Consider the following 25,065-nt stretch of genomic DNA (forward strand, 5'->3'; position numbering starts at 1 on the left):
ATGAGGAGGAACATCATGAGCTTTACAACAGAAGCACGAGCAGCTGCAGAAGAGCTGTGGGAGAAAAGTAAGAAACACGCGTTTATTCAAGAAATACAGGACGGGACTTTGTCACCAGCAGTTTTTCGTTATTATTTGCTGCAGGACCGCTATTATTTGGAGCAGTTTGCGAAAATTCATCAAAAGGCAGCCGAACTTGCTACTTTAGAAGAGGAGAAGCAGCTTTTCCTAGCAGGAGTAACAGGATTAGAAGAAGCAGAAATAGCTGTTCGAGAAGGTTTTTTCAAGGAGTTGGGTATTTCAGAGGAAGAGATTGCTGCAGTTCCCATTGCGCCAACAGCCTACCATTACACAACTCATATGTATAGTGAGTTGCTATCTGGAAGTACGGCACGAACAGCTGCCGCCCTTCTTCCCTGTTATTGGTTGTATCAGGAAATTGGTGAATATTTGATAGAAAGCGGTTCCTCACATCCGTTGTATCAGCGGTGGATCGAGACCTATGATAGTGAAGGGTACAAAGAAGCAGTCACAAGACAACGAGAATTGACTGATCGGCTGGCTCAATCAGCAACTGCAAAAGAGCGTCAGGCGATGCTACAAGGATTTTTGGTTAGTAGCTATCAGGAATGGAAATTCTGGGAAATGGCTTATGTGCAGGAAAAATGGGAGGACAGCTCATGTATCCATATCAGTTGATTGAGGAGATACGCAAACAAAATCCTTTGATCCACAACATCACGAATATCGTCGTTGCCAACGATTCAGCCAATGGGCTTTTAGCAATTGGTGCTTCACCATTTATGTCGAGTGCACCTGAGGAAATGGAAGAAGTTGCGGCTCTTGCGTCTGCAACGGTTCTTAATACAGGCACATTATCTGCCGAACAGCTGGAGGCAATGCGTCTAGTCGGTAAACGAGCAAACGAGTTAGGAAAGCCAGTGGTGATCGATCCAGTGGGCGTGGGTGCGACAACCTTTAGAAAAAGAGAAATCGGCCGTTTACTGACAGAAATAAATCCAACATTGATTCGAGGAAACGCCGGAGAAATTGCCGCATTGGCTGATATTGAGTGGCAAAGCAAAGGTGTAGATGCAGGCAAAGGCTCAGCAGATCTTGTTATGGCTGCGGAAATCACAGCGAAAAAATATCAGACGATTGTTTCAGTTAGTGGTGAAACAGATATCGTCACAGATGGGACAACAACGTATTTTGTGGACAATGGCACGCCATTTTTCACTGCAATGACTGGCGCCGGGTGCTTGCTTTCTTGTGTATGTGGTGCATTTCTAGCAGCGGATGCCACTAAAAGTCTGGAAGCTGTCGTAGTTGCGAATTGCAGCTATGCGATCGCGGGAGAAGTAGCTGCTGCTGATTTGAATGGACTGTCGGTAGGATCATTTAGAACCAACTTGTTAGATATCCTATCACAAATAGATAGTAAAAGAATGAAGCAGGATGCAAAAATCAGGAGGAAAGCTAAATGAATACAACGATACAGGCGTTGACCATCGCTGGGTTTGATAGTGGCGGTGGTGCCGGTCTGCAAGCGGATATAAAAACATTTCAAGAACGTATGGTTTTTGGCACATCTGTTTTGACTGCTTTACCGATTCAAAATACCCAAGGGGTGCAATCGGTTTATGACATTCCCATTGCGGCAATATCAGATCAACTACAGGTGATTGCTGAGGATTTTTCGATTCAAGCAGTTAAGACAGGCATGCTTTTTACAGAAGAGATCATTCGATTAGTAGCAGCATTTTTAAGACAGAACCATTTTGGTCCTTTGGTCATTGACCCAGTCATGGTTGCTAAGAGCGGTCATGCATTGTTGAAGGACTCAGCTGTACGTGCTTTGATTGAAGAGCTGCTGCCGCTTGCTGCGGTTGTGACACCCAACATTCCGGAAGCAGAAGTTATTACAGGGATGGCGATTACGACTAAATCTGATATGATGGAAGCGGGAAAGAAAATACAGGCATTGGGTGCGAAGCATGTTGTGGTCAAAGGTGGTCATCATATTGAGGGACAAGAATCTTCGGATATGCTGCTGCTTTCCTCTGGAGAAGTTGAGTGGTTATCTACTGAGAGAATACAAACGAAAAACACCCATGGAACGGGCTGCACTTTTTCCGCTTGTATTACTGCTGAGCTTGCAAAAGGGACAGCTGTTAAAGAAGCCGTTCATATCGGAAAAGCATTTATTCAAGCAGCAATCTCTGATGGTATTGATGTTGGTCTTGGGAATGGTCCAACAAATCATTGGGCCTATCGGAAGGTAGAAAAACTATGAGGAATCCAACGACGTATCTACCTATTTATTTAATTGCCGGTACACAGGATATCGTTGAAGGAACCCTACCTGAACTACTTGAACAAGCTTTGCAAGCGGGAATCACGTGTTTTCAATTGCGGGAAAAAGGGCTGGGAAGTCTCGAAGATAGCAAGTCACGCAGAAGCTTAGCCATTGATTGTCAGAAGCTTTGTCGTAGCTATGACGTCCCGTTTATTATCAATGATGATGTAGCATTGGCTCTAGACATAGGAGCTGATGGTGTCCATGTTGGGCAAGACGATCAGGCAATTGATGAGGTACTGGGTTTGTTTCCCAATAAAATCGTAGGTCTATCTTGCTATGATGAGAAAGAGATTGAGTTGGCGAATCAATTAGTGGGAATCAGTTATTATGGAATTGGACCAGTCTTCGGTACGATATCAAAAGCGGATGCCAAGCCACCGATTGGAGTGGAGAGACTAGCTGAGCTTGCCAAGCGATCTAAGAGACCGGCTGTTGCAATTGGCGGTATCAGTACAGAAAATTTCAAGGAGATTCAAACAACCACTGTTGCCGGTTGCGCTGTGATTTCTGCAATCACAAGATCCGCAGATTTAACTGATACAATAAAAAGATTAACAATAGGAGGTTAGAAAATGGAACATCATGGAAGCTGTCTATGCGGTAGCGTAAGTTTCACAATCAAACATGCCGATCCAGATGTATCTGCTTGTCATTGTGGAATGTGTAGGAAGTGGACGGCTGGACCGTTATTATCGATTGATGCAGGACATTCAGAAAATGTTCTTTTCGAAGGGATAGAGCACATTGGGCGATATCGCTCGTCTGAATGGGCAGAACGAGGCTTTTGCAAAAATTGTGGTTCTTCTTTGTTTTATCACGGTTTGGATGATGATAGCTACTATATTCCCATCGATTTGCTGGATACAGTCAATCAAGCTCAGCTAACATTGGAAATCATGTATGATAACAAACCAGCCTATTACAGCTTCAGTAATCAGACCGAAAAAATGACAGAAGCTCAGGTTTATCAACAGTTTGTAGAGGATACAACGAGCACAGAAAAATAGAATGTTTTATCTATGTCAACTAAATTAGAAAAATGAATATATCATGAGAATGAAAAAGTGGACAAACCTTGCTAAACAGAAGGTTTATCCGCTTTTTTCTGTTATGCAAATGAATAATTATAAACAAAGGATAGAAAATGATGGCGAAATGATAATAAATAATCAGATATTTTAAGAGAACAATTGAGTTCACTGGAAAAACGAGTATGATAATACTATTGAAAATGGATTTAAAACAGAGAAACTGAGTCTGAAAGACGGAATGCCATTATTCATGATGTGTTTATTTCAATCAAAGGAAGTGTTTTTATGGAACAAAAACAGCTGAGATGGTTTAGTGTGGGGCTGATTGCCTTCAACATGGTTTGGGGAATTGGTAATGTTGTTAATAATTATGCGCAGCAGGGAATTTCTGTTGTAACGTCGTGGCTATTGATTTTGGTGCTTTACTTCATTCCATATGCCTTGATTGTTGGTCAACTTGGGTCGACCTTCAAAGATAGTAATGGCGGTGTAAGCTCATGGGTACAAAACACGAGTACTAAGCGGCTGGCATATTACGCGGCTTGGACGTACTGGGTTGTTCACATTCCCTATTTAGCACAAAAACCTCAGGCGATTTTGATTGCTTTAGGCTGGGCGATTCAAGGCAATGGGAACTTGGTAAATACAATGTCTATTGCAACAGTTTCTTTCTTATCATTGATTATCTTTTTGCTTTTTCTCCTATTGTCCACTCGTGGATTGGCAACGCTAAAAGTAATCGGAGGGATCGCCGGAACTGCGACCTTCGTGATGTCGATGCTATTTATTCTTTTTGCTGTAGGTGCTCCTGCAATCAACTCATCGGTTGAATTTGCAACACCTCACATGGAGCAAATCAGTACGTATATTCCAAAATTTGATTTTAGCTATTTTACGACAGTTTCCATGCTGGTCTTTGCAGTCGGCGGGGCTGAAAAGATTTCTCCTTATGTCAATGCAACAAAGAATCCTGCGAAAGAGTTTCCAAAGGGAATGATTTTCCTTGCAGCAATGGTTGGTGCTTCAGCAGTATTAGGTTCATTTGCAATGGGGATGTTGTTCGCAAGTAACAATATTCCAGAAGATTTGATGGCCAATGGTGCGTACAGTGCATTCCAAATTCTGGGTGAATATTACGGCGTTGGAAATTTATTGATGATTATTTATGCGTTGACAAATGGTGCTGGACAGATTGCTGCTTTAGCATTTTCTATTGATGCGCCACTAAAAATTCTTCTTGCTGATGCAGATCCTGAGTTTGTTCCGTCAGCTCTTCGTAAGAAAACGAAAAAAGGGACACTTGTTAATGGATACTGGTTAACAGGTATTCTTGTCAGTATCATCATCGCGCTGCCAATGTTTGGATTGAAGAATATGAACGAATTAGTAAAATGGTTGACAAATCTGAACTCTGTAGTGATGCCGATGCGCTATCTTTGGGTATTCTTTGCCTATATGATGCTGAACAAAGCCTATAAGAACTATCAGTCAGAGTACAAATTTATGAAGAATCCTAAAGCCGGATTTATCTTTGGCCTATGGTGTTTCTTATTTACTGCATTTGCCTGTGTCTTGGGGATGGTACCGAAATTTGATTTTGCTGCAGATCCGCAAGGATGGTTTTTCCAATTAGCTTCCAATATCTTGACACCGATTGTCTTGATTTTGTTAGGAATGATTTTGCCGGCAATTGCACGAAAAGAAAAGAATACATTATAATCTAAAATCATAATATTATCCGAAAAACGGGCGGATTATCCGGAAATTGTATATCAATCTTTTCGGATAGTTCGCTTTATTTCTGAAATAGTAGCTATTTTACTTGAAGTGAGAGGGCTTATTAAGGCCGTAAAATAGGAAAAAAACGAACGATCCTACAAGGATTTTTGCTGAATTTACTGAAAAATGGTAAAATAGTTTCTGTTGACTCATAAATAGTGGTTTTTTTATAAAAAATTGAGAGCAATTTTCGTTTATAAACGGTATAATTATTGTTGAAGTGTATTTTTTCTTTTTTGAAAGATGATTATAAACTAATATAAAGACTATTCGAGGAAGTGAGAACAATTAGTAAACGAGGTAAAAAGTCAGACGTTGAGAAAAAATCTGTCTTTCTATGTAAGACAGTCGATCCTGAATTTTTAGGTAGAGAAATTTATGCTGACAATGTTGAAACACTCCACAATTTTTATTTGATTCGCGAAATAAATCTGGCAAAGGATTACCAAAATTTGGCCGAAGGTGAGGCCTATTTTGATGCCATCTGTGATAGTTGGGACGCGGCAGAAGAATTCAATAAACTAGTCGTCAAAAAAATCTATATGTATGTAGAAACTGAATTGATGTACTACACGTTGCTTATGGGAAGCTTTGAACCGTTGAACAGAGAAGCGAAGTCCCAGCTAAAGCAATGGTTGACAGATGTAACCGTTGAAAAAGAAGCCCATTCTCTTACGCATAAAGGCAATACAGAGGTTGAATCGGCTGAATTGAACAGCGTGATGAAGCAAATGATGGAAGCCTCAAACGAAATGTTCCGTTTGCGAAAAATGATTGGTGACCTGAGTGAAACAATCGGTCAAGCGAGACTTGAAGCGAAGGCACAGCCGCTGATGTCACGAAGTGTGCACACCATCCATTTGAAGCGGGCGCAACCATTGGTCATAGATAATGAAGAAGTTTCTAAAGAGCCTATCAAAAAAATCGAACAAAAAGAAGAAGCACCCACTATAGATGGGGAGTATTCAGAAGAACCGGTCATTGAGATCCAACAGGTGACGATCGAACCAACCGAACCGGCAGAAGAGGAAATAGAAACCGGAAAAAAGCCGATGAACGGATCGAGTTCAGAAACGGTCCAAGAAGATATCCAGTTAGCCGAAGAGGATACAGCCTTACTAAAAGAGCGAAAAGATGAGAAAGCAGAAGTAGAGGAATCCTCTGCGGATAAGCTCAGACGCAAAAATTTGGAAAATCAAACAGAAAAAGCAGTGATTGAAGAAGCGAAGGCAGAGAAACCATTGCCGGAAGTGAAACAACCTGAAATTTCTGATGAAGAACGTCGTAATTTACTATTATCAAAGCTGATTCTAGAAAAAGAGAAGACAAGAAAAAGGACTCCAGGGAATTGGCCACGTTTTTCTAAACTGTTGCAGGATAGCCACATGGTACCTGCACCGAAGAAAATCCCGAACTTTTCAAGAAGTGAGATGGAGAACCTTGAGGATGACATTTATCTTCGTTTCATGAATAAACGAATCAATATTGGCAAGAAAAAAAGTCGGGATCAGAAAAGGCGTATCCCTCAATCTGAACTGTTAAGCCAAATTTCAAAGGCCGAATACCTCAGTTACTCATGGGGACAAGTGCTAAAACAACGTAAAGAGGACGTATTGATTTGTAACCGTCTGAGTAGTGCAGGCTTGGTCAGTGGGCTAGATGATTTTCTTTATGATATGAAGCGAACGGCTAACAGACCTTCATTGCTTACAAAAAAAGTCAGATGTTCAGTTGACAAGCTGAGAAGATTGGATGGCTACGTGTTGATGGATCAATATATGCAGAAGTTGAGCCAGATATCTAAAGAAGACTATAAATAGAATGTCTGCTACGTAGGTAGAGAGTTATTATAATTAAAAATAGAAGACGGCAACGAATCCATTTTTTAGGAATTCGTTGCCGTCTTTGTCTATTTCTAAATACTTTTTTATCAAAAACGATTAAGCAATAGAACAGTGCTTTTCCGGTATCTTATAAAAGCAACAAATCATATAACAATACGATTTGTTGCCAAAAATCGAATATAATCACTTTTTTAAAGGAAATATGTATTTTATTTGATAACTTTTGACTATGGAAACTAAGCCTTTTTATTAGAATAGCTGTTCATATATCCACATTTTGCAACAGCTTAATATTTATGATACAAGAATTGCACCGACAGGTCAGTACTATAATGTGGGGTATTATGAGGAAAAAACGACATTGACCTTTACAACGACATTCAGTAGTACGGACAAACTTGCTATTGTAAAACCGGATATTGTTTTACTTGACACACCGAAGTTTAAAAAATCTGTAGATGCCTTACAGGAAAAAGGTGTGGATATGAAAGTAAATGGTCGACATGCAGAAGCGAAGGTAAGTGCAGAAAAAGATCAATTACTATGGACAACGATTCCTTTTGACAAAGGCTGGAAAGTATATGTAGATGGAAAAGAAGAAGCAATACAAAGTTTTAAAGGGGCTTTCCTATCTGTTCCGTTAAGTGCCGGTGAACACGACGTTGAATTTGTCTTTTTACCTTATGGCTTGAGGCTGGGAGCAGGGCTGTCTATTTTTAGCTTGCTTGGCTTCGGGGGGGTATTGGTATTATTTGAAAAAGAAGAAAACAAAGACTGATAGAATGAAATAGCAGGAACCGTTAGATACTTATTGATGAAGTGTTTATACTAGAAAAAAGTTCGACAAAGAGAAATTGTCGGGCTTTTTTCTGCTGTAGAGAAAGTATTCTTGTCTTGTAAAGAAGATAAAACGAGTGTTTATAAAAGAAAATTGATTCTTACCCACAAATAATAGTGAAAAACTTCGATTTTATAGTATAATTTTCAAGATGGCAGAAAGGTGGAGAGACCATGAAAAAAAATCCAATATATGCGGTCGTTGATATAGAAACCACCGGGACCGATCCTCAGGTAGACCGAATCATTCAATTCGGTTGTGTGTTGATCGAAGAAGGGAAGATTGTCACGCGTTTTTCAACAGATGTGAATCCGGGACGGAGTATTTCTCCACAAATTCAACACTTGACGGGAATCACGAATAAACAAGTGACTAAAGCACCCTATTTTGAAGATATTGCCTTGACCATTCATCATTTATTGGCAGACACGATTTTCGTTGCGCATAATATTTATTTTGATTATTCCTTTTTAAATAAAGAGCTTCAACGCTGTGGTGCACCGGAGTTACAAATTCCGGGTATCGATACGGTTGAGCTTTCACAAATATTTTTTCCCACTGAAAAAAGTTTTCGTCTAAGTGATTTATCCGAGAGCTTAGGCCTGGTTCATGAGAATCCGCATCAGGCGGACAGTGATGCTCAGGTAACAGCGGAGGTTTTTCTACTGATTGAAAAAAGAATCAGAACGCTTCCTCTATTGTCATTGAAAATGATTTTATTATTGAGTGACCAGTTAGGAATGGAGACAGGTGCTTACTTGAATAGACTGTATGAAGAAATGAAGGTGCAGCCCATTCCATTGAAAGAGGGCCTGCAAGTGATTGATGGGCTTGTTTTAAGAAAAAAAGTTCTTCCTTACTTTGAAACATCTGTCTATGAGACTGGCGCGTATCCAACATCGAAGAAACAAAAAGAGCGAGTATTTGCTAAGCAATTGACTTACCGTAAGGAACAAAGTCGAATGATGAATGATGTTTTTAAACATTTTACCGAGGGGAAAGAGAAAAATCTGTTCATTGAGGCTGCGACAGGGATAGGAAAAACATTTGGGTATTTGTTTCCAAGCAGCTACTTTGCTGAACCGAAGAAGCCGGTAATCGTCAGTACGGTATCAATCATGCTTCAAAATCAGCTTTTTGAAAAAGATATTCCATTTACGAATCGTTTTGCAGAGAAAAAGCTGCAGGCGACGGTCTTAAAAAGTCATCGTCATTATCTTGATCTTCAACGGTTTAGAGAAACCTTGAAGAACCCAATCAAGCAAAAACAATATGCGCTTTATCAAATGAGAGTATTGGTCTGGCTTTTGGAAACAGAGACAGGAGATCTCGACGAACTGCAGTTGATCAATTTTAATCATATTTTTTGGAAAGATACTATCCATAGAGGGACAGAGCTTTTGAAGAAGGATGATCCTCTCTATCAAGAAGATTTTGTTCGATTTCTTTATAAAAAAGCGGAGCAAAGCAATCTGCTGATCGTCAATCATGCCTTTTTGATGCAGGAATCATTTAGAAAGCACCCGTTACTACCGAAAGAGGCGAGTCTGATCATCGATGAGGCACATCATTTACCGGATGTCGTAAAACGTACTGCGCTGCAGACGATTCCGATTTATGCTTTTCAAAAGCAGGTCGTCCAAGCTCGCGAAGAAGGTCAGCTTTTCGATCAAGTAATCTCTCTACTGGAGAAACTACCTACTGAAAAACGGTATGTTGAGATGTACTCCCGCACACTGATTGATATTGTGGAAGATCTGAAAGACTTTGCTTATGAGTTGGGGCAGATTTTGGTCATTGATAAGCGTGAACAGCTACAAGAATCTGTGATTCAGAAGACGCAGTTCGATCAGCTTTCCTTAGAAGGAGAAAAGCTGATTCGAAAAATTGAGACCTACTTGAGTGATTTGGAAGAAATACAACAACAGGTTCGAACAGGAATCGATCGTCAGTTGGAAAGATTTTCTGTTTCTGAACGGATGAAGCTCACTGCGCTATTTCAACTGTTTTCAGAGGTTTCCAATCTGGCTGAATGTTTTGATATCTTTGTTAATCAATGGGAAGCTCATTGGGTCAAGGAATATCGAACCGATAAAAAAGGGCTGACTATACTTGCGGTCAATGATCTGAGTGCCGGGATGATCAAAAAGGCCAGTTGGTATCCTAATTATCAGCATATTCTCTATACAGGCGGAACATTGGTTTTTTGGAAAAACCGACAGTACTTGCCGGATAAACTTGGGGTAGATGATTTCTCTGTTAAGGTTTTGCCGGACCCTTATGATTATGAAAAATCTGCTCGACTCTATGTTCCTAAGCTTCCAATGGATATCCATGAGGTGTCAGATGCGGAGTTTGCTGAATATATTAGTCAGATAGTAGAACAGGTAGCGAGGCAGGAAGATCGCCCGATTTTAGTTCTGTTCACTTCCCATGAGGTACTCAGAAAAACATATAGTCATTTGCATCAATCGATGATGAATATTGGGAGAGAGGTCATGGCTCAAGGAATTAGTGGCACGAGAGAGAAATTATTGAAACGGTTTTACCATAGTAAAAACAGCATTTTACTCGGTGCAGATAGTTTTTGGGAAGGAGTAGACCTTCCAGGAGATTCCCTGCAACTATTGATTGTCACGCGGTTGCCTTTTGAAAACCCGAAACGACTACTAGTCAAAGCGGAGTATGAATACCTTGAAGCACAGGGAATCAATCCTTTTACAGGGGAAGCCCTTCCTAAAGCGTCTATGCGATTACGACAGGCACTGGGGCGGCTCATTCGTTCTGAAAATGACCATGGTGTACTGCTGGTGTTGGATCGTCGACTTGTCCGAACAAAATACGGTAAGCGAATGCTAAGAGCTTTGCCTAAACGGTTACCAGTTGAAGAACTATCATTAGACGAAACGTTGCTATCTATCCATGAATTTTTTAAAGAAAAAGGATAATTTTCTCCATCGTGTATCAAAAAGAATTTATTTTCTGATATAATGAAAAACAGTAAGTTTTGAAAGGACGAACGTGATCGTGACATCAGATGAGCAGAAAGAACACAAAAGGGTTGTCATACTTTTGGCACTTGTTGCCATTTTGTTGACCATTATTGTTATGTTAAGTATTTTTTATATCCGTTCGACCCATTCAAAGTCTCAAGCACGAAAAGAAGCGGTCAAAATCGCGGAAGAACATGCGCAGTTGGATTCTGTGGAGGACTTCTACTGGTTCAATCGAGACGAAACCTACTTTGGTTTGACTGGAAAAGATGCATCTGGGAATGAAATTGTCGTCATTATCCCTGAAAAGGGTGGAGATATCTTGACGTTTGATCAAGAAGAAGGTCTCACGGAAGGTCAAGCGAAGCAAGTAGTGAAAGAGCGCTATGGTGAAGAAAATGTTCAAAAAGTCAATCTCGGTATGTTTGACGGTAAAGCAGTTTGGGAAGTTGTCTGCAAGTCATCTGAAGGGGCGCTGAACTATTATTTGATTGCCTTTGAAAATGGTGAGGAAGTCAACACTGTTCTTGGGATTTGAGTGAAGAGCAACGAGAACCGTATTATTAATCAGTCATCTGGGTAGTTTATGCTTGGTTAGCTCAGATGTTGCCATTAGTAAAAACAGCTTCATAAACTAGAATAGTCGTTTTTATGACGAGTTGTTCGTTGTATCTCTATAGAAGCGGGATAAATCAAAATGAGGGGTGGAAGTATGAAACTATCAAAACGTGCACAGCAGTTGGCACCTTCGGTTACTTTAGCGGCATCAACAAAGGCTAAAAAGCTAAAAAGCGAAGGAAAGGATGTCTTAAATCTGACGGTTGGGGAGCCAGATTTTGCTACACCGAAAAATATTCAAGAGGCAGCGATTCAGGCAATCACAGATGGCAGAGCGAGCTATTACACTCCGTCAGCTGGAATTCCGGAGCTAAGACAGGCAGTTGTTGAAATGATCCACAGAGAGTATGGCTTGGATTATGATGCAAAACAAGTAATTATCACAGATGGGGCTAAATATTCCTTGTATCTTTTGTTTCAGGCGATGCTTGATGCGGGGGATGAAGTTATTATTCCGGTTCCATATTGGGTCAGCTATGGTGAACAGGTAAAACTTGCTGAGGGAACACCGGTTTTTGTTTCCTGTGAAGAAGAGAATGATTTCAAGGTAACAGTCGATCAACTGGAAGCAGTTCGAACAGACCAGACGAGGGCAATGATTTTGAATTCACCTTCTAATCCAACAGGGATGATTTATACGAAAGAAGAGCTGTTGGCTATTGGAAACTGGGCTGTAGCACATGATATCATGATTGTATCAGATGACATATATGGTCAGCTTGTATACAATGGCAACACTTTTACTCCTCTGGCAACAGTATCAGAAGCAATCCGAAAACAGACCATCATCATTAATGGTGTATCGAAATCTTATGCAATGACAGGCTGGAGAATCGGTTATACGATTGCTGATGAACAGCTTATTGGAGCTATGAACAATATTGCCTCTCATTCAACTAGCAACCCAACAGCTGTCAGTCAATATGCGGCAGTAGAAGCGTTGAATGGCAATCAAGATACAGTAGAAGCAATGAGAAAGTCATTTGAGGAACGGTTGAATACGATTTATCCTAAAGCAGCAGCCCTGCCAGGATTTAAGTTGACCAAGCCTCAAGGTGCATTTTATCTGTTTCCGAATATTCGTGAAACATTGACTTTGTGCGGGTATGATGACGTGACGACTTGGGTAGATGACTTGCTTGAAGAAGCTTATGTTGCCTTGGTAACAGGTGAGGGCTTCGGTTCTTCGGACCACATCCGTATCAGTTATGCGTCGGATCTAGCTGTATTGGAGCAGGCAATTGAACGAATCGCTGGATTTATCGATAAAAAAATCCAGGAAAACAACTAAGAACAACTCAATTCGGGATTGGTAAAAATTGAAGGAACGGGAGAGACAATAGTGGAACAAATTCAAATCATTGATTCAAAAAATCATGTAGGCGAGACAGTAAAAATCGGTGCTTGGGTAGCGAATAAGCGTTCAAGTGGTAAAATTGCTTTTTTACAACTTCGTGATGGTACAGCTTATTTTCAAGGAATTGTCGTGAAAAGTGAAGTAGAGGAAGAGGTCTTCCAGCTTGCGAAAGGACTCAATCAGGAAACAGCAGTGCTGATTACGGGGGAAGTGAGAGAAGATACTCGTTCAAAATTCGGCTATGAAATTGGAATCACCGGCATCGAAGTAGTTGGGGAGAGTCATGATTACCCGATCACACCAAAAGAACATGGAACAGATTTTTTGATGGACCATCGCCACTTATGGTTGCGTTCTTCAAAACAGCATGCTGTAATGCAAGTTCGTAATGAAATCATCCGTGCAACCTATGAATTTTTCAACACGAATGGTTTTGTGAAAATCGATCCGCCTATCCTTACAGGAAGTGCGCCAGAAGGAACAACAGAACTGTTCCATACAAACTATTTTGACGAAGAAGCTTATTTATCACAAAGTGGTCAGTTATATATGGAAGCTGCTGCAATGGCATTCGGAAAAGTATTTTCTTTTGGTCCGACATTCCGTGCTGAAAAGTCTAAAACGCGTCGTCATCTGATTGAATTTTGGATGATAGAGCCTGAAATGGCCTTTATGCATCAAGAAGACAGTCTTGAAGTTCAGGAAAAGTATGTGGCCTTTTTAGTGCAGAACGTATTGGACAACTGTGATTATGCGTTGGATGTACTTGGTCGTGATAAAGAACTTCTTAAGAAGTACACAAACTTGCCATTCCCGCGCATTACTTATGATGATGCAGTAGAATTGCTGAAAAAGAACGGGTTTGAGGATATTGAATGGGGCGATGATTTTGGTTCGCCGCATGAAACCTTTATCGCTAATTCTTTTGAGCAGCCTGTGTTCATTTTGAACTATCCGAAAGCAATCAAACCATTTTACATGAAACCACATCCAACGAGAGAAGATGTCGTGATTTGTGCAGATATGATTGCACCAGAAGGCTATGGAGAAATCATTGGCGGCTCAGAAAGAGCAACCGATTATGAATTCGTATTGGAACAGATTCGCCAACATGGATTGGATGAGAAAGAATACTCATGGTATTTGGATTTGAGAAAATATGGTTCCGTTCCTCATTCTGGATTTGGTCTAGGTCTGGAACGTACAGTTACTTGGTTGACAGGGATCGAGCATGTTCGAGAGTCTATCCCATTCCCTCGTTTGTTAAATAGATTATATCCATAATCAGTAAAGTATTCTGCTACCGCAGTTCAGGCGCACAAGAGCCTGATTGTGGTAGTTTTTTTAGTGGGAAGTGACATCTGCAAGTTCGTTTTACAGTTTTTTTTGAAAATATCCACAATTTTTCCATAAGGGCTATTGATTGAATAAAGCAATCTGGGGTGCTAGACTCAATGTAAGCACTACAATGAACAAGAAGGGGGAATCTGTATGGAGAAAAATTTAATATGGGGGCGACTGTCGGAGCACCAGTCTTTTCTTTTTCAACAGTTGCCTGTAAGGAGGGATGCGCTGTTTTTATAGAGAAATTGAATGAAGTGGAATCATACAGTTCATCATTCCGAAAATTATGAAAGATTCATTCTTCGTTCCTGTTACTTGTTAGATTGGTTGCTTTTCTAAATAGCAGTCATAATGAGAAATGCGACCGTGTAAATTTTATGAAACAGATAAGTGAAAATCAAACGATTTTTTATGAAACAGAAACAATTTTTTTGTAAATCAATTAATGACATTAAAAGGGATCGGTACAAAAGCGAAATCTTCTAAATGGCCTTCAAAGCTACGGCTTTTTAGAGACGGGAATGACGGGTCAGAAAATACCGTTACTTTTGTACCGTCGCTTATTGTATTTTATAGGTAGACAATGCTATATGTCTGATAGGAACGCCTTCATTCCCATTTCTGAAACGAGTACATAATCCAAGCCTAATTGTAAGCTATTCAAAAAAGTGGTGTAAGTTGTTTAGAATTTCAGAATTATATGGTAAAATGAACGGAAAGCAAAGGTAAAGGACTGACGTGAATGGGAAATGCAGCACAAGTAACGAGAAAACATTTTCGATTTCCAGCCTATGATGATCAGGTAGGAGTAAAGCTGTCTACAGGAAATGGACGTAAGCTTTTTCAAAATGAACCGCTTTTGAATGAGCGAGGAAATTTTACTGCTGAAGGCTATCAGGAATTCGAATCTACAAATAAGAATACACCTACAAATGTAGCGACTAATACAGCAACAACAGCACCAAGACAATCTACAACAGTTTCTAAAAAGCAAGCAGCAATCGCTGATTTAAAGCAGCAAGAGCACACAAAGGAACAAGTGGAAGAATTAAAGCGCCACAAATTGAACCTTCCTGATTACTCAACACATCATAGCAGAGTAATGGAACCTCAAAAAAAGCCTAATTTATTTGGATCTATGCATAAGCAGAGCAAAGAAACGTTCGAATCTGCTACATTTGGCAGACGGACGACAGGGAGAAAAATCACTTCTTTCAATGACTCGAAAAAGTCAGAAGCACCTTATTTTGTTCCCACTTACGTTCCGGCTTCAGTGATACCGGATGAGGTCCCTAAGTTTACAGAGATTTCTGATCAGGATCTTTTGGCTGCTATGAAGAAGGATTCAACGTCCTATTTGATTTTGGATAATGAGGACACTTTGTTTAGAGAAAAACGAGTAGAAGAGCCGGCAGTTCAAAAATTCAATGTACCAAATGAAGAACCTGATATCCCATTGACGCGCCGTCAATATCAAAAAATCCGTCCAAATATGCAACGTTTTGGTGGAACAGATACAGAACAAGAATTACCACGTTCTCGTACAGAGCTTAAGTCTGCAAAAAATCAGACCTCTTATGCTCAAAAAGTATCTGAAGCGGAGCAACAACAGAAAAAAGGAATCATGGATAAATCATTGAGTGGTCTTATTGAGGATTCCAGCATGGAAATGACAAATAGCAAGTATTTCAATTAAGAAAAATAAAGAAGCAGTGTGTGAAACACTATAGGCTAAAGCGGACTGAATGATCTGAAGTATAGATTATTCAGTCTCCTTTTTTAAGATATTCTTTTTCAGACAGCAATTTTTACGTCTTATTTGTATTTAATTTCTCTTAAATACCAGAATATTTTTTTTAGTTGATTATTTTACCATTTTATACGATAATGAGAAACGTACAATTTAGGATAATTTTAATAATTATTGTTTACTTACATAGAGATTTAAGAGAAGAGGATCATAATGGAGAATCGTGAAAATCAGTTGTATCATTTTGTAGGGATCAAAGGCTCTGGTATGAGCTCGCTGGCGTTAGTTCTTTTTGAAAAGGGCTATCGTGTTCAAGGATCAGATGTAGAGGAATATTTCTTTACACAAAGAGATTTGGAAAAAGCCGGGATTAAGCTACTACCATTTGATGCTGAAAATATTACAAAGGATATGGTTGTTATTGCAGGGAATGCCTTCCCAGATGCTCATGAAGAGCTGGTGCGTGCAAAAGAGCTGGGAGCAGAGGTTGTTCGTTACCATGACTTTATAGGTCAATTCATTCAACCATATACAAGTATTGCTGTAACAGGGTCTCATGGGAAGACTGGGACTACGGGATTGCTGTCTCATATTCTAAGTGGTATCAAACCAACGAGCTATTTGATTGGTGATGGAACTGGTCACGGGGTACCAGATGCAGAGTTTTTCTCGTTTGAAGCTTGCGAATATCGTCGACACTTTTTGGCTTATTCTCCTGATTATGTGATCATGACAAATATTGATTTTGATCACCCAGACTATTATAAGAGCATTGAGGATGTGTTTTCTGCTTTTCAGGCAATGGCTAGTCAAGTGAAAAAAGGAATTTTTGCTTATGGCGATGATAAATATTTGCGTAAGCTTGAGGTTGATGTACCTATCTACTACTATGGGATGAATGAAAATGATGATATCCAGGCGCGTAATGTCGAACGAACAACGACAGGTTCTGTCTTTGATGTCTATCATAACGAGGATTTTGTTGGGCACTTTGATTTGCCGGCATTTGGTGAACACAATATTATGAATGCTTTAGGTGTGATTGCTGTTGCTTATTTTGAAGAGTTGGACATGAAGAAAGTAGCAGAAGAAATGCTGACTTTCCAAGGAGTAAAACGCCGCTTTACTGAAAAACAAGTCGGTGATGTTGTAATCGTGGATGACTATGCGCATCATCCAACAGAAATCAAAGCGACCATTGACGGCGCACGTCAAAAATATCCGGATAGAGAAATCATCGCAGTTTTCCAACCACATACTTTTACGCGGACAATTGCACTGATGGATGAGTTTGCAGAAGCGTTGGATTTAGCTGATCACGTCTTTTTATGTGATATTTTTGGCTCAGCTCGAGAAACACAAGGCGATGTGAAGATTGAAGATCTTGGCAGCCGTATCAAAAAAGGCGGGCAAGTGATTAAAGAAGATAACGTGTCTCCATTACTTGATTATGAAGATGCAGTAGTTGTCTTCATGGGTGCAGGAGATGTTCAAAAATTCGAACAAGCCTATGAAACATTACTAAGTAACACAACAAGAAATGTACTCTAAATTCAGTTGAGAATCTAGAAGCGTGGGAAGTTATTCTTCTCGCGTTTTTTATTATTTCACTATTTTCATAAAAACAAGTAGTAATTTATTTTTATCATTTCTGATAAGAGTCTACTCGTGTCGGCGTTCTTTTCTACTTGCCTTTTGCAGTGGTTTTGGTACAATTATCTTATCATTAATGGAGGTGTACTAATTTGAACATCGGAAAACCGAGGAAATTAGGCAAAACCATCGAAGATATCGAGGAAGGCGATTCGTTGTCCTTAACGGAATCAATTGAAGACAAGGACTTGCTGCTTTATTTAGGCCTGACGAATGATGCCAACCCCCTCTATATCCAACATGATTATGCCAAGCAAACTGAGTATCAAAAACCGATCGTACCGTCGATCATGTTGATGGGAATCATTACGAGTGCCATTTCAAAGCACTTGCCTGGACCAGGCTCACATGTGGTCAATTTTTCTACGAATTTTTTAGAACCTGTTTTTCATTACGAAACACTGACTTTTCATTTTGAGGTTATTAAAATTGATAAAATGAAGGATGTCGTGACGATTTCTATTGAGGCAGTCAATGAAGAAGAAAACCGTGTATTGGATGCTGTGGTTATCGTACAGCCGCCAAAGCATGTTGTTTTAGATGAACCAACTGAGAAAGAAGGAGTATTCAATGAATCAAATTGAGACAACAAAGGTGCAGGAAGGCTTAAATAGCTTTTATGCGAAAATTTATGGTTTTTTAGCACTAGGGATAGGGATCAGCGCGGTTATTTCTTACCTGATACTGAATGTATTTTATTATGAAATGGTTATGTTTCTATATCAATACCCATATGCGTTTATGGGAATGTGGATCGCTGAGATTGCATTGGTTATTTTTTTAGGGATGAAAGCACAAAAGAATCCATCGCTTGCCATAGGAGGCTTTATTGCTTACTCAGCAATTAACGGAATTACATTGGCAGTCACATTATCAATGTATACGGAAGCGACAGTTGTTTCTGCTTTTGTCAGTGCAGCGTCTACCTTTGGTTGTATGGCGATCGTAGGTGTTTTGACGAAGAAGGACCTATCTGGTATGGGACGTGCGTTATTGACAGCCTTGATAGGGATTATTGTGGCAATGCTGCTTAACCTATTCTTTTTCCAAAGTGGACCAATGGATTACGTGATTTCTATCATCATGGTCTTGATTTTCTCAGGCTTGACTGCTTATGATAATCAACGAATCAGAACTATTTATTTTGCATCAAATGGAACGGCTGGAAATGGAATTGCAGTTTATATGGCGCTACAGCTGTATCTTGACTTCATTAATCTGTTCTTAGCATTTCTGCGCATTTTCGGTAAGGATTAAAAGAAAGCAAGTGACGGGAGTTCCTTCTGATTTGCTGTCTATCCGATTTTAAGGGCTAGGGCATAGTAATGTCCTAGTTCCTTTTTATTATCTAGCTTTACGAGTCTGCTCAGTCGGCAATAAGATAAACTGAGTATAAAAGGAAAGGGCACCTTTCTATCAGTTTCCTATATTGCTCGTGAGCAAAGCGACTCGTCTAGCCTTTATTTTAGTAACTAAAAATAGGAGTGAGTTGAATGGAAAAATTAAAAGAAGCATTGAAAAAGGAAGCTGAAACATTTCCGGGAGCCTCTGTTTATTATCGTGAGAGCTGGGACTGCGACTACTTCGATATCGCAGGGAAATTTTTCGCGATGTTGGGTGAAAACAAAGAGGGCGATGAAATCTTTACATTCAAAGGAGAGCCAGAAGAAAATGAGCTGTTGAGAGAGCAGTACAGCTTCATTGTTCCAGGCTATTACGCGAATAAAACGCATTGGAATTCAATCATTCTCAAGGATAATACATTCAATGAAGCGCAATGTGCAGCCCTACTAAAAAAATCCTATGAGCTAGTTGTTGCGAAGCTACCTAAAAAAGTCCGTGAGACATTAGGCGAATAGCATGTAAAAAACTGATTCTTACAGAAAAATGTGAGGATCAGTATTTTTTTTGTCAGTCACTTTCTATTTGCGAACGTATGTTTTATAATAGGAGGGATTGTGAGGGGACGACAGATGTTTCATTCAGAAAAAATTCCAATTCGCAGACTGGTCGAGTTTATTTTACGTCAAGGGAGTATTGATTCACGCAGAACGAGTAATCATACGGCACAAGAGGGGGCACGAATCCATCGCAAGCTTCAGAAGGAGGCCGGTAAAGGCTATCAAAAAGAAGTGAAAATTGCGAAGGAAGTAGTGTTGAACGACAAGCCCTATTTTGTTGAAGGGCGAATGGACGGTCTATTTACGAATGAGCAGGAACAGTTAGTGATCGATGAAATTAAAACATCTGAATCGGCATTCGAGGATATCTATGACGAACAGTTGGCGATGTACTGGCATCAGATCAAATGTTATGGTGCGATTTATAGTGAGCAAGAAGAGCTTGAAGAGATTACATTACAGCTTACCTATTTTCAGACCACAACGGAAGAAGTCACCAAAACACAAAAAGTATTCAGTCGTATAGAGCTGAAACAGTTTTTAGACGAGTTATTAGAGGAATACGAGAAATGGCTGATTTTTAGCGAGAACTGGCGTACGGTTCGTAATCAGTCATTGAAGGAGCTGCCTTTTCCCTATGGAGAGTATCGCAAGGGCCAACGAGAGCTGGCAGTTTCAGTATACAAAACAATTCTTAGTGAACAACGTCTTTTCGTAGAAGCCCCCACAGGCACCGGAAAAACTATCTCTACTCTTTTTCCCTCGTTAAAAGCTATTGGGGAAGGCAAAGCGGAAAAAATCTTCTACTTGACTGCAAAGACAATCACTAGACAGGTTGCTGAAGATGCTGTCCAAGCAATGAATCAAAAGGAAATGAAAATTAAAAGCTTGACGATTACGGCGAAGGACAAAATTTGTTTTTTAACCGAAAGAAACTGTACACCAGAGCACTGTCCTTTTGCTGCTGGGTATTACGATCGTCTAAATGAAGGGCTTTGGGATATTCTTCATCATGAGAATCAGTTTAGCCGTGAAGTTATTGAAAAATATGCGCAAAAACACCAACTGTGTCCGTATGAACTATCTTTAGACGTCAGTCTGTGGTGTGATTTGATTATTTGTGATTATAATTATGTATTTGATCCAACCGTTTATTTACGACGCTTCTTTGATGAGGGAGTGAAAAAAGACTACTTGTTTTTGATTGATGAGGCACACAACTTGGTTAGCCGTTCCAGAGAAATGTATTCCGCAGAGCTTTCCAAAGGACAGTTGCTCATGATGAAGAAGCTGCTAAAGAAAAAAAGCGCACCATTGACCCGTGCGGTAAATAAAGTAGTTGACGAATTTGATCGATTGGATGAATTATGTATCAGTGAAGAGAAAGAATTCATTTCTCAGCCTGCTTACCTTGATGGGATGGAGAAGAAGGTTTTTCGGTTGACGGAAAAAATCGGTGAGTGGTTGCCGCAGAATCAGGAGTTGCCGGAACTGAATCAATTGTTGGAAATTTATTTTGCTTTGCTGAACTATTTAAAGATCGGTGAGTTTTATGATGATCATTATTGTACGTACATCCAAAAGAAAAATCGTGGATTATCTGTCAAATTGTTCTGTTTGGACCCATCGTATTTATTAGCGCAGAAGCTATCGATGGCGAATGCCAGTATCCTATTTTCTGCAAGCTTTACACCACTGAGCTACTATAAAGACATTCTTGGCGGAGAAGAAGAGAGCTTGACCTATCGGATCCCCAACCCTTTTCCAGAAGAAAATCAGCGCTTGCTGATTGCACGCTATGTTCAAACGACTTATCGAGAACGAGAAAAAAGTCTTGATTACTTAGTTGAAAGCTTGACGACGATGATTAATCAAAAGATGGGTAATTATTTGTTTTTCTTTCCTTCTTACGCCTATTTAGATATGGTTTATGAAGCATTCAAGAAAGCAAATCCACAGGTCAAGACATTGATCCAACAGACAGAAATGAATGAAAAAGAACGGGAACTTTTTTTGGCACAGTTTGTATCTGAACCCCAAGAGACACTAATTGGTTTTTGTGTACTTGGTGGTGTATTTTCTGAAGGAATCGATCTTAAGGGAGATCGTCTAATAGGAACAGCAGTAATAAGTGTGGGACTTCCTCAAATCAATGAGGAGCAGGAGCTGATCAAGAATTATTTTGATGAGCAGGGCTTAGGTTTTCAATACGCCTATCAGATTCCAGGCATGAATAAAGTTCTCCAAGCAGCAGGACGGGTGATTCGAGATGCAGAGGATCACGGGGTTGTTCTACTACTGGATCAGCGCTTTGCCAGTCCGGCTTATCAGCGGCTGGTACCACCACACTGGTATCGGGCGCAAATTCTGCCGACAGTCCACCATTTAGAGAAAAATATTCAAGCATTTTGGAAGGAAATAGATAGTAAATGAAAGGAAATGAGACGATGAAGAAAATTCTGGTGTTGCATACTGGTGGAACGATTTCCATGTCAAAGGATTTAGAAGGCGGTGTGATTCTGAACGAAGAAAACCCGCTGATGAATCAAAATGAGCTGTTTCAAGGGGAGATAGAGATTATCGTTGAAGATATCTTTAATCTTCCTTCGCCTCATATGACATTAGAGCGAATGCTTCAATTGAAGGAACGTATTCTACAAGGGATTACAGAAGGAGTAGATGGAGTTGTCATTACTCATGGGACCGATACATTAGAAGAAACAGCCTATTTTCTTGATTTAACAGTTCCTAAGGAGATTACCGTTGTCGTGACAGGTGCAATGCGATCCAGCAATGAAATCGGTAGTGATGGGCTCTACAATTTTATGAGCGCCGTTTGGACGGCTGCTTCAGAGGATTCGAAAAATAAAGGAGTCCTTGTCGTAATGAATGATGAAATCCATATGGCAAAATATGTGACAAAGACACATACGACTAACGTTGCAACATTTCGAACACCGACATTTGGCCCCATAGGGATGCTAACAAAGGGCAAGACTTTCTTTACAAAAGAGGTTATGCCTGAGGAAGTCTGTGATATTCAAGCGGTACAAGGAAACGTTTTTTTAATTAAGGCCTATGCAGGGATGGATGACCAGATTTTCAATTTAATCAATATAGAAGAGCTTGATGGATTGGTTATTGAAGCTTTGGGAGCTGGAAATCTGCCGCCTGCAGTATTACCTGGCTTACAAAAAATTCTTGAAAAAGGTGTACCAGTTGTCCTTGTTTCAAGATGTTCAAATGGGATTGCAGAAGACATCTACGCTTATGAAGGCGGAGGTGTAGGACTTCGTGAGCATGGCGTGATCTTCATGAAAGGGTTGAATGGTCAGAAGGCACGTATTCGCCTAATTGTTGGAGTAAATACGGATAAATCACCGGAGGATTTACGGTATTATTTGGAAAGCTGATTGGATTTTTGAATACTGTGACTAGAAAAGATAAGGTTAGTAGCTAAGCTGTTTACTGGAACGGCATAACTACTAACCTTATTTGAATAGCAATTTGAAAGGACTTCTTTAAGTTGGTTTTAAGTTCTTCTTGTTATTCTCTGGGTAAGATAACAAGAAAGTAAGGTGAGGATATGTCAGTAATGCTCTTGATTCCTAGCTATGAACCACAGACAAAGGTCATTTCTTTTGTACGGAAGCTGAGTGAACAAACAAGAAAGAACATTCTGATTGTTGATGATGGAAGTGGCTCGGACTATCAATCTACTTTTAAGAAATTGGCCACATCCCCATCGGTCAGTATTCTTTCCTATTCCAAAAACAAAGGAAAAGGAGTTGCTTTGAAGACTGGTTTTCAAAAAATAGTGACAGATTATCCCGAAGTGACAGCTGTTGTTACTGCAGATTCTGATGGTCAACACAGTATTACCGATATTGAACGAATGATTCGTGCTGTGGAGCAAGCAGATGCACGGACGTTGGTACTTGGGACAAGGTCTTTTAAAAGAGCTGAAACACCTGGCAAAAGCTATTGGGGAAACAGGATTTCCTCCATTTTTTTCTATTTTGTTACAGGAACAAAATGTGGAGATACCCAAACTGGTTTGCGAGCAATTCGCCGAGAATTGTTACCGGAGCTTTTGGGTGTTGAAGGTGAGCGCTTTGAGTACGAGATGAATGTATTGCTAAAAAGCAGAGAATTGGCTATCCGATTGGAACAGCTTCCGATCGAAACAATTTATGAAGAAAACAATGCACATTCCCATTTCAGAGCTATCCAAGATTCTTATCGCATCTATAAGCTGCTATTTCGTTACTTGTCTTCAGCGCTGCTATCGCTAAGTGTAGATTTTCTCGTGTTTCTATTCTTGCTATCTTGGCTCGGCGAGTCAAATGAAATGACCGCTCTTGCGACAATCATTGCTCGTCTCCTATCAGGAATAGTAAATTATACGTTGGCTCGCAGTTGGGTATTTGAAAATAAGGATTGGGTGTACACGACACTCTGGAAGTATAGTCTCCTATTTCTCGTTCAAATGGGACTAAGCTCTCTCGGTGTTCTATTGTTGCTTAGTATTTTGCCTAGTGCTTTACTTAGCAAACTGATAGTAGACAGTATATTATTTGTTTTAAGTTTTATTGTTCAAAATCGAGTGATTTTTCAAAAGGATAAGGTGAGCCGATGAGGTATGTTGCGAAGATTCTGTCAAAAAAATATCTTTGGGCCATTAGTGTTGGTGTTTGTCTAACAGGTGCAGCTACTGCGGTATTACTGGATACATTCGTTCTTTCACGCAGAATAAGTGTTGAAGCTGTACAAGCTGTCATTATTGATTCTGAGGATTCAACCAATGAGGAGTTAGACTCTTCCGTTGAGAGCGCAGTAAATACAACAGAAACAGCAGTGCTTACTGAGCCTGTAATCACAGATACAAGCTATAAAGATGACCAGCTGGACATCTCGATAACGACAGTTCGAGAATATGAAACGGAAATCTATCTTGTTGATATTCAAGTCAGCGATGCAAATGCATTAAAAGCAGCTTTTGCTGAAAATTCTTATGGAAGGAATATCAAAGAGACGACCTCACAAATGGCGGAAGAAAATCAGGCAGTCCTGGCAATCAACGGAGACTATTATGGTTTTAGAAACAAGGGATTTGTCGTGAGGAATGGGGTTCTTTATCGTGATACTGTAAATGAGAGAACAGAGGCACTGGTCATTGATAGTAATGGTGATTTCACTATCGTCGAAGAGGAACAGTCCTCGGCTCAGGAATTAGTAGAAAACGGCGCACAGCAAATTTTATCTTTTGGTCCTGCACTGATTCAAAATGGCGAGATTTCAGTTACCGAAGAAGAAGAAGTTGGTCAAGCAATGCAAAGCAATCCACGAACAGCGATCGGTCAAATTGGCGAGAATCATTATATGATTATTGTAGCCGATGGTCGAACCGAAGAAAGTGAAGGGCTCTCTCTTTATGAACTGGCAGAAGTTTTTCAAAACGCCGGTACTTCTGTTGCTTATAACTTGGATGGGGGCGGTTCATCAACCTTATGGTTTAATGGACAGGTCATTAACCAGCCAACGGAAAAAGGGACTGGTGAACGTTCAGTCAGTGATATTCTATATTTCAATTAG

General features: G+C 40.0%; 21 protein-coding genes. All 21 read left to right on the plus strand.

Going from position 1 to position 25,065, the window contains the following annotated elements:
* The first annotated feature begins 15 nt into the window (after positions 1–15).
* A complete protein-coding gene (gene tenA / locus A5888_RS20920; protein WP_086349367.1) occupies positions 16–699 on the plus strand; it encodes a thiaminase II in 684 nt (227 codons plus the stop codon).
* Positions 681–1,487, plus strand: a complete 807-nt coding sequence (thiM, locus tag A5888_RS20925) for a hydroxyethylthiazole kinase (protein WP_086349368.1) — start codon at positions 681–683, stop codon at positions 1,485–1,487. The genes tenA and thiM overlap by 19 nt, the downstream gene beginning before the upstream one ends.
* Positions 1,484–2,296 (plus strand): bifunctional hydroxymethylpyrimidine kinase/phosphomethylpyrimidine kinase, encoded by an 813-nt coding sequence (gene thiD / locus A5888_RS20930; RefSeq protein ID WP_086349369.1) that lies wholly within the window; start codon positions 1,484–1,486, stop codon positions 2,294–2,296. Before thiM ends, thiD begins: the two co-directional genes overlap by 4 nt.
* The gene (gene thiE, locus A5888_RS20935) at positions 2,293–2,931 is read left to right on the plus strand and encodes a thiamine phosphate synthase (protein WP_086349370.1); all 639 of its coding nucleotides are present in this window, start codon (positions 2,293–2,295) and stop codon (positions 2,929–2,931) included. The genes thiD and thiE overlap by 4 nt, the downstream gene beginning before the upstream one ends.
* Before the next feature lie 3 nt (positions 2,932–2,934).
* Positions 2,935–3,369, plus strand: coding sequence for a GFA family protein (locus A5888_RS20940; RefSeq protein WP_086349371.1), 435 nt, complete (start codon positions 2,935–2,937; stop codon positions 3,367–3,369).
* A gap of 309 nt (positions 3,370–3,678) precedes the next feature.
* Positions 3,679–5,112: an amino acid permease gene (locus A5888_RS20945; RefSeq protein WP_086349373.1), complete on the plus strand. Its 1,434-nt coding sequence runs from the start codon at positions 3,679–3,681 to the stop codon at positions 5,110–5,112.
* 338 nt (positions 5,113–5,450) lie between these two features.
* On the plus strand, positions 5,451–6,992 hold the full coding sequence (locus tag A5888_RS20950; RefSeq protein ID WP_086349374.1) for a hypothetical protein: 1,542 nt from the start codon (positions 5,451–5,453) through the stop codon (positions 6,990–6,992).
* A gap of 358 nt (positions 6,993–7,350) precedes the next feature.
* Positions 7,351–7,794: a YfhO family protein gene (locus tag A5888_RS20955; protein ID WP_422389727.1), complete on the plus strand. Its 444-nt coding sequence runs from the start codon at positions 7,351–7,353 to the stop codon at positions 7,792–7,794.
* Between the two features lie 233 nt (positions 7,795–8,027).
* Complete coding sequence (locus A5888_RS20960; protein ID WP_086349375.1) at positions 8,028–10,802, plus strand: helicase C-terminal domain-containing protein; 2,775 nt, start codon at positions 8,028–8,030, stop codon at positions 10,800–10,802.
* A gap of 79 nt (positions 10,803–10,881) precedes the next feature.
* Positions 10,882–11,385 (plus strand): DUF5590 domain-containing protein, encoded by a 504-nt coding sequence (locus tag A5888_RS20965; RefSeq protein ID WP_086349376.1) that lies wholly within the window; start codon positions 10,882–10,884, stop codon positions 11,383–11,385.
* A 174-nt stretch (positions 11,386–11,559) separates the two neighbouring features.
* Complete coding sequence (locus A5888_RS20970) at positions 11,560–12,756, plus strand: pyridoxal phosphate-dependent aminotransferase (protein WP_086349377.1); 1,197 nt, start codon at positions 11,560–11,562, stop codon at positions 12,754–12,756.
* Positions 12,757–12,807: 51 nt separating this feature from the next.
* Entirely contained in the window at positions 12,808–14,106 is a 1,299-nt protein-coding gene (gene asnS, locus A5888_RS20975; protein ID WP_086349378.1) for an asparagine--tRNA ligase, read from the plus strand.
* Between the two features lie 802 nt (positions 14,107–14,908).
* Entirely contained in the window at positions 14,909–15,862 is a 954-nt protein-coding gene (locus A5888_RS20980) for a hypothetical protein (RefSeq protein WP_086349379.1), read from the plus strand.
* A 267-nt stretch (positions 15,863–16,129) separates the two neighbouring features.
* Positions 16,130–17,467: a UDP-N-acetylmuramate--L-alanine ligase gene (murC, locus tag A5888_RS20985; RefSeq protein ID WP_086349380.1), complete on the plus strand. Its 1,338-nt coding sequence runs from the start codon at positions 16,130–16,132 to the stop codon at positions 17,465–17,467.
* A 194-nt stretch (positions 17,468–17,661) separates the two neighbouring features.
* Positions 17,662–18,153 (plus strand): MaoC family dehydratase, encoded by a 492-nt coding sequence (locus A5888_RS20990; protein ID WP_086349381.1) that lies wholly within the window; start codon positions 17,662–17,664, stop codon positions 18,151–18,153.
* Positions 18,140–18,826 (plus strand): Bax inhibitor-1/YccA family protein, encoded by a 687-nt coding sequence (locus A5888_RS20995; RefSeq protein WP_086349382.1) that lies wholly within the window; start codon positions 18,140–18,142, stop codon positions 18,824–18,826. Before A5888_RS20990 ends, A5888_RS20995 begins: the two co-directional genes overlap by 14 nt.
* A 236-nt stretch (positions 18,827–19,062) precedes the next feature.
* Positions 19,063–19,428 carry an MmcQ/YjbR family DNA-binding protein gene (locus tag A5888_RS21000; protein ID WP_086349383.1) on the plus strand — a complete coding sequence of 122 codons (366 nt, stop codon included), beginning with the start codon at positions 19,063–19,065 and terminating at the stop codon, positions 19,426–19,428.
* Positions 19,429–19,542: 114 nt separating this feature from the next.
* Positions 19,543–21,903 carry an ATP-dependent DNA helicase gene (locus A5888_RS21005; protein ID WP_086349384.1) on the plus strand — a complete coding sequence of 787 codons (2,361 nt, stop codon included), beginning with the start codon at positions 19,543–19,545 and terminating at the stop codon, positions 21,901–21,903.
* 14 nt (positions 21,904–21,917) lie between these two features.
* The gene (locus tag A5888_RS21010) at positions 21,918–22,883 is read left to right on the plus strand and encodes an asparaginase (protein ID WP_086349429.1); all 966 of its coding nucleotides are present in this window, start codon (positions 21,918–21,920) and stop codon (positions 22,881–22,883) included.
* A gap of 173 nt (positions 22,884–23,056) precedes the next feature.
* Complete coding sequence (locus A5888_RS21015) at positions 23,057–24,109, plus strand: glycosyltransferase (RefSeq protein WP_086349385.1); 1,053 nt, start codon at positions 23,057–23,059, stop codon at positions 24,107–24,109.
* The gene (locus A5888_RS21020) at positions 24,106–25,065 is read left to right on the plus strand and encodes a phosphodiester glycosidase family protein (RefSeq protein ID WP_086349386.1); all 960 of its coding nucleotides are present in this window, start codon (positions 24,106–24,108) and stop codon (positions 25,063–25,065) included. Before A5888_RS21015 ends, A5888_RS21020 begins: the two co-directional genes overlap by 4 nt.

The sequence above is a fragment of the Enterococcus sp. 9E7_DIV0242 genome (assembly GCF_002140975.2).
Lineage (GTDB): Bacteria > Bacillota > Bacilli > Lactobacillales > Enterococcaceae > Enterococcus_L > Enterococcus_L clewellii.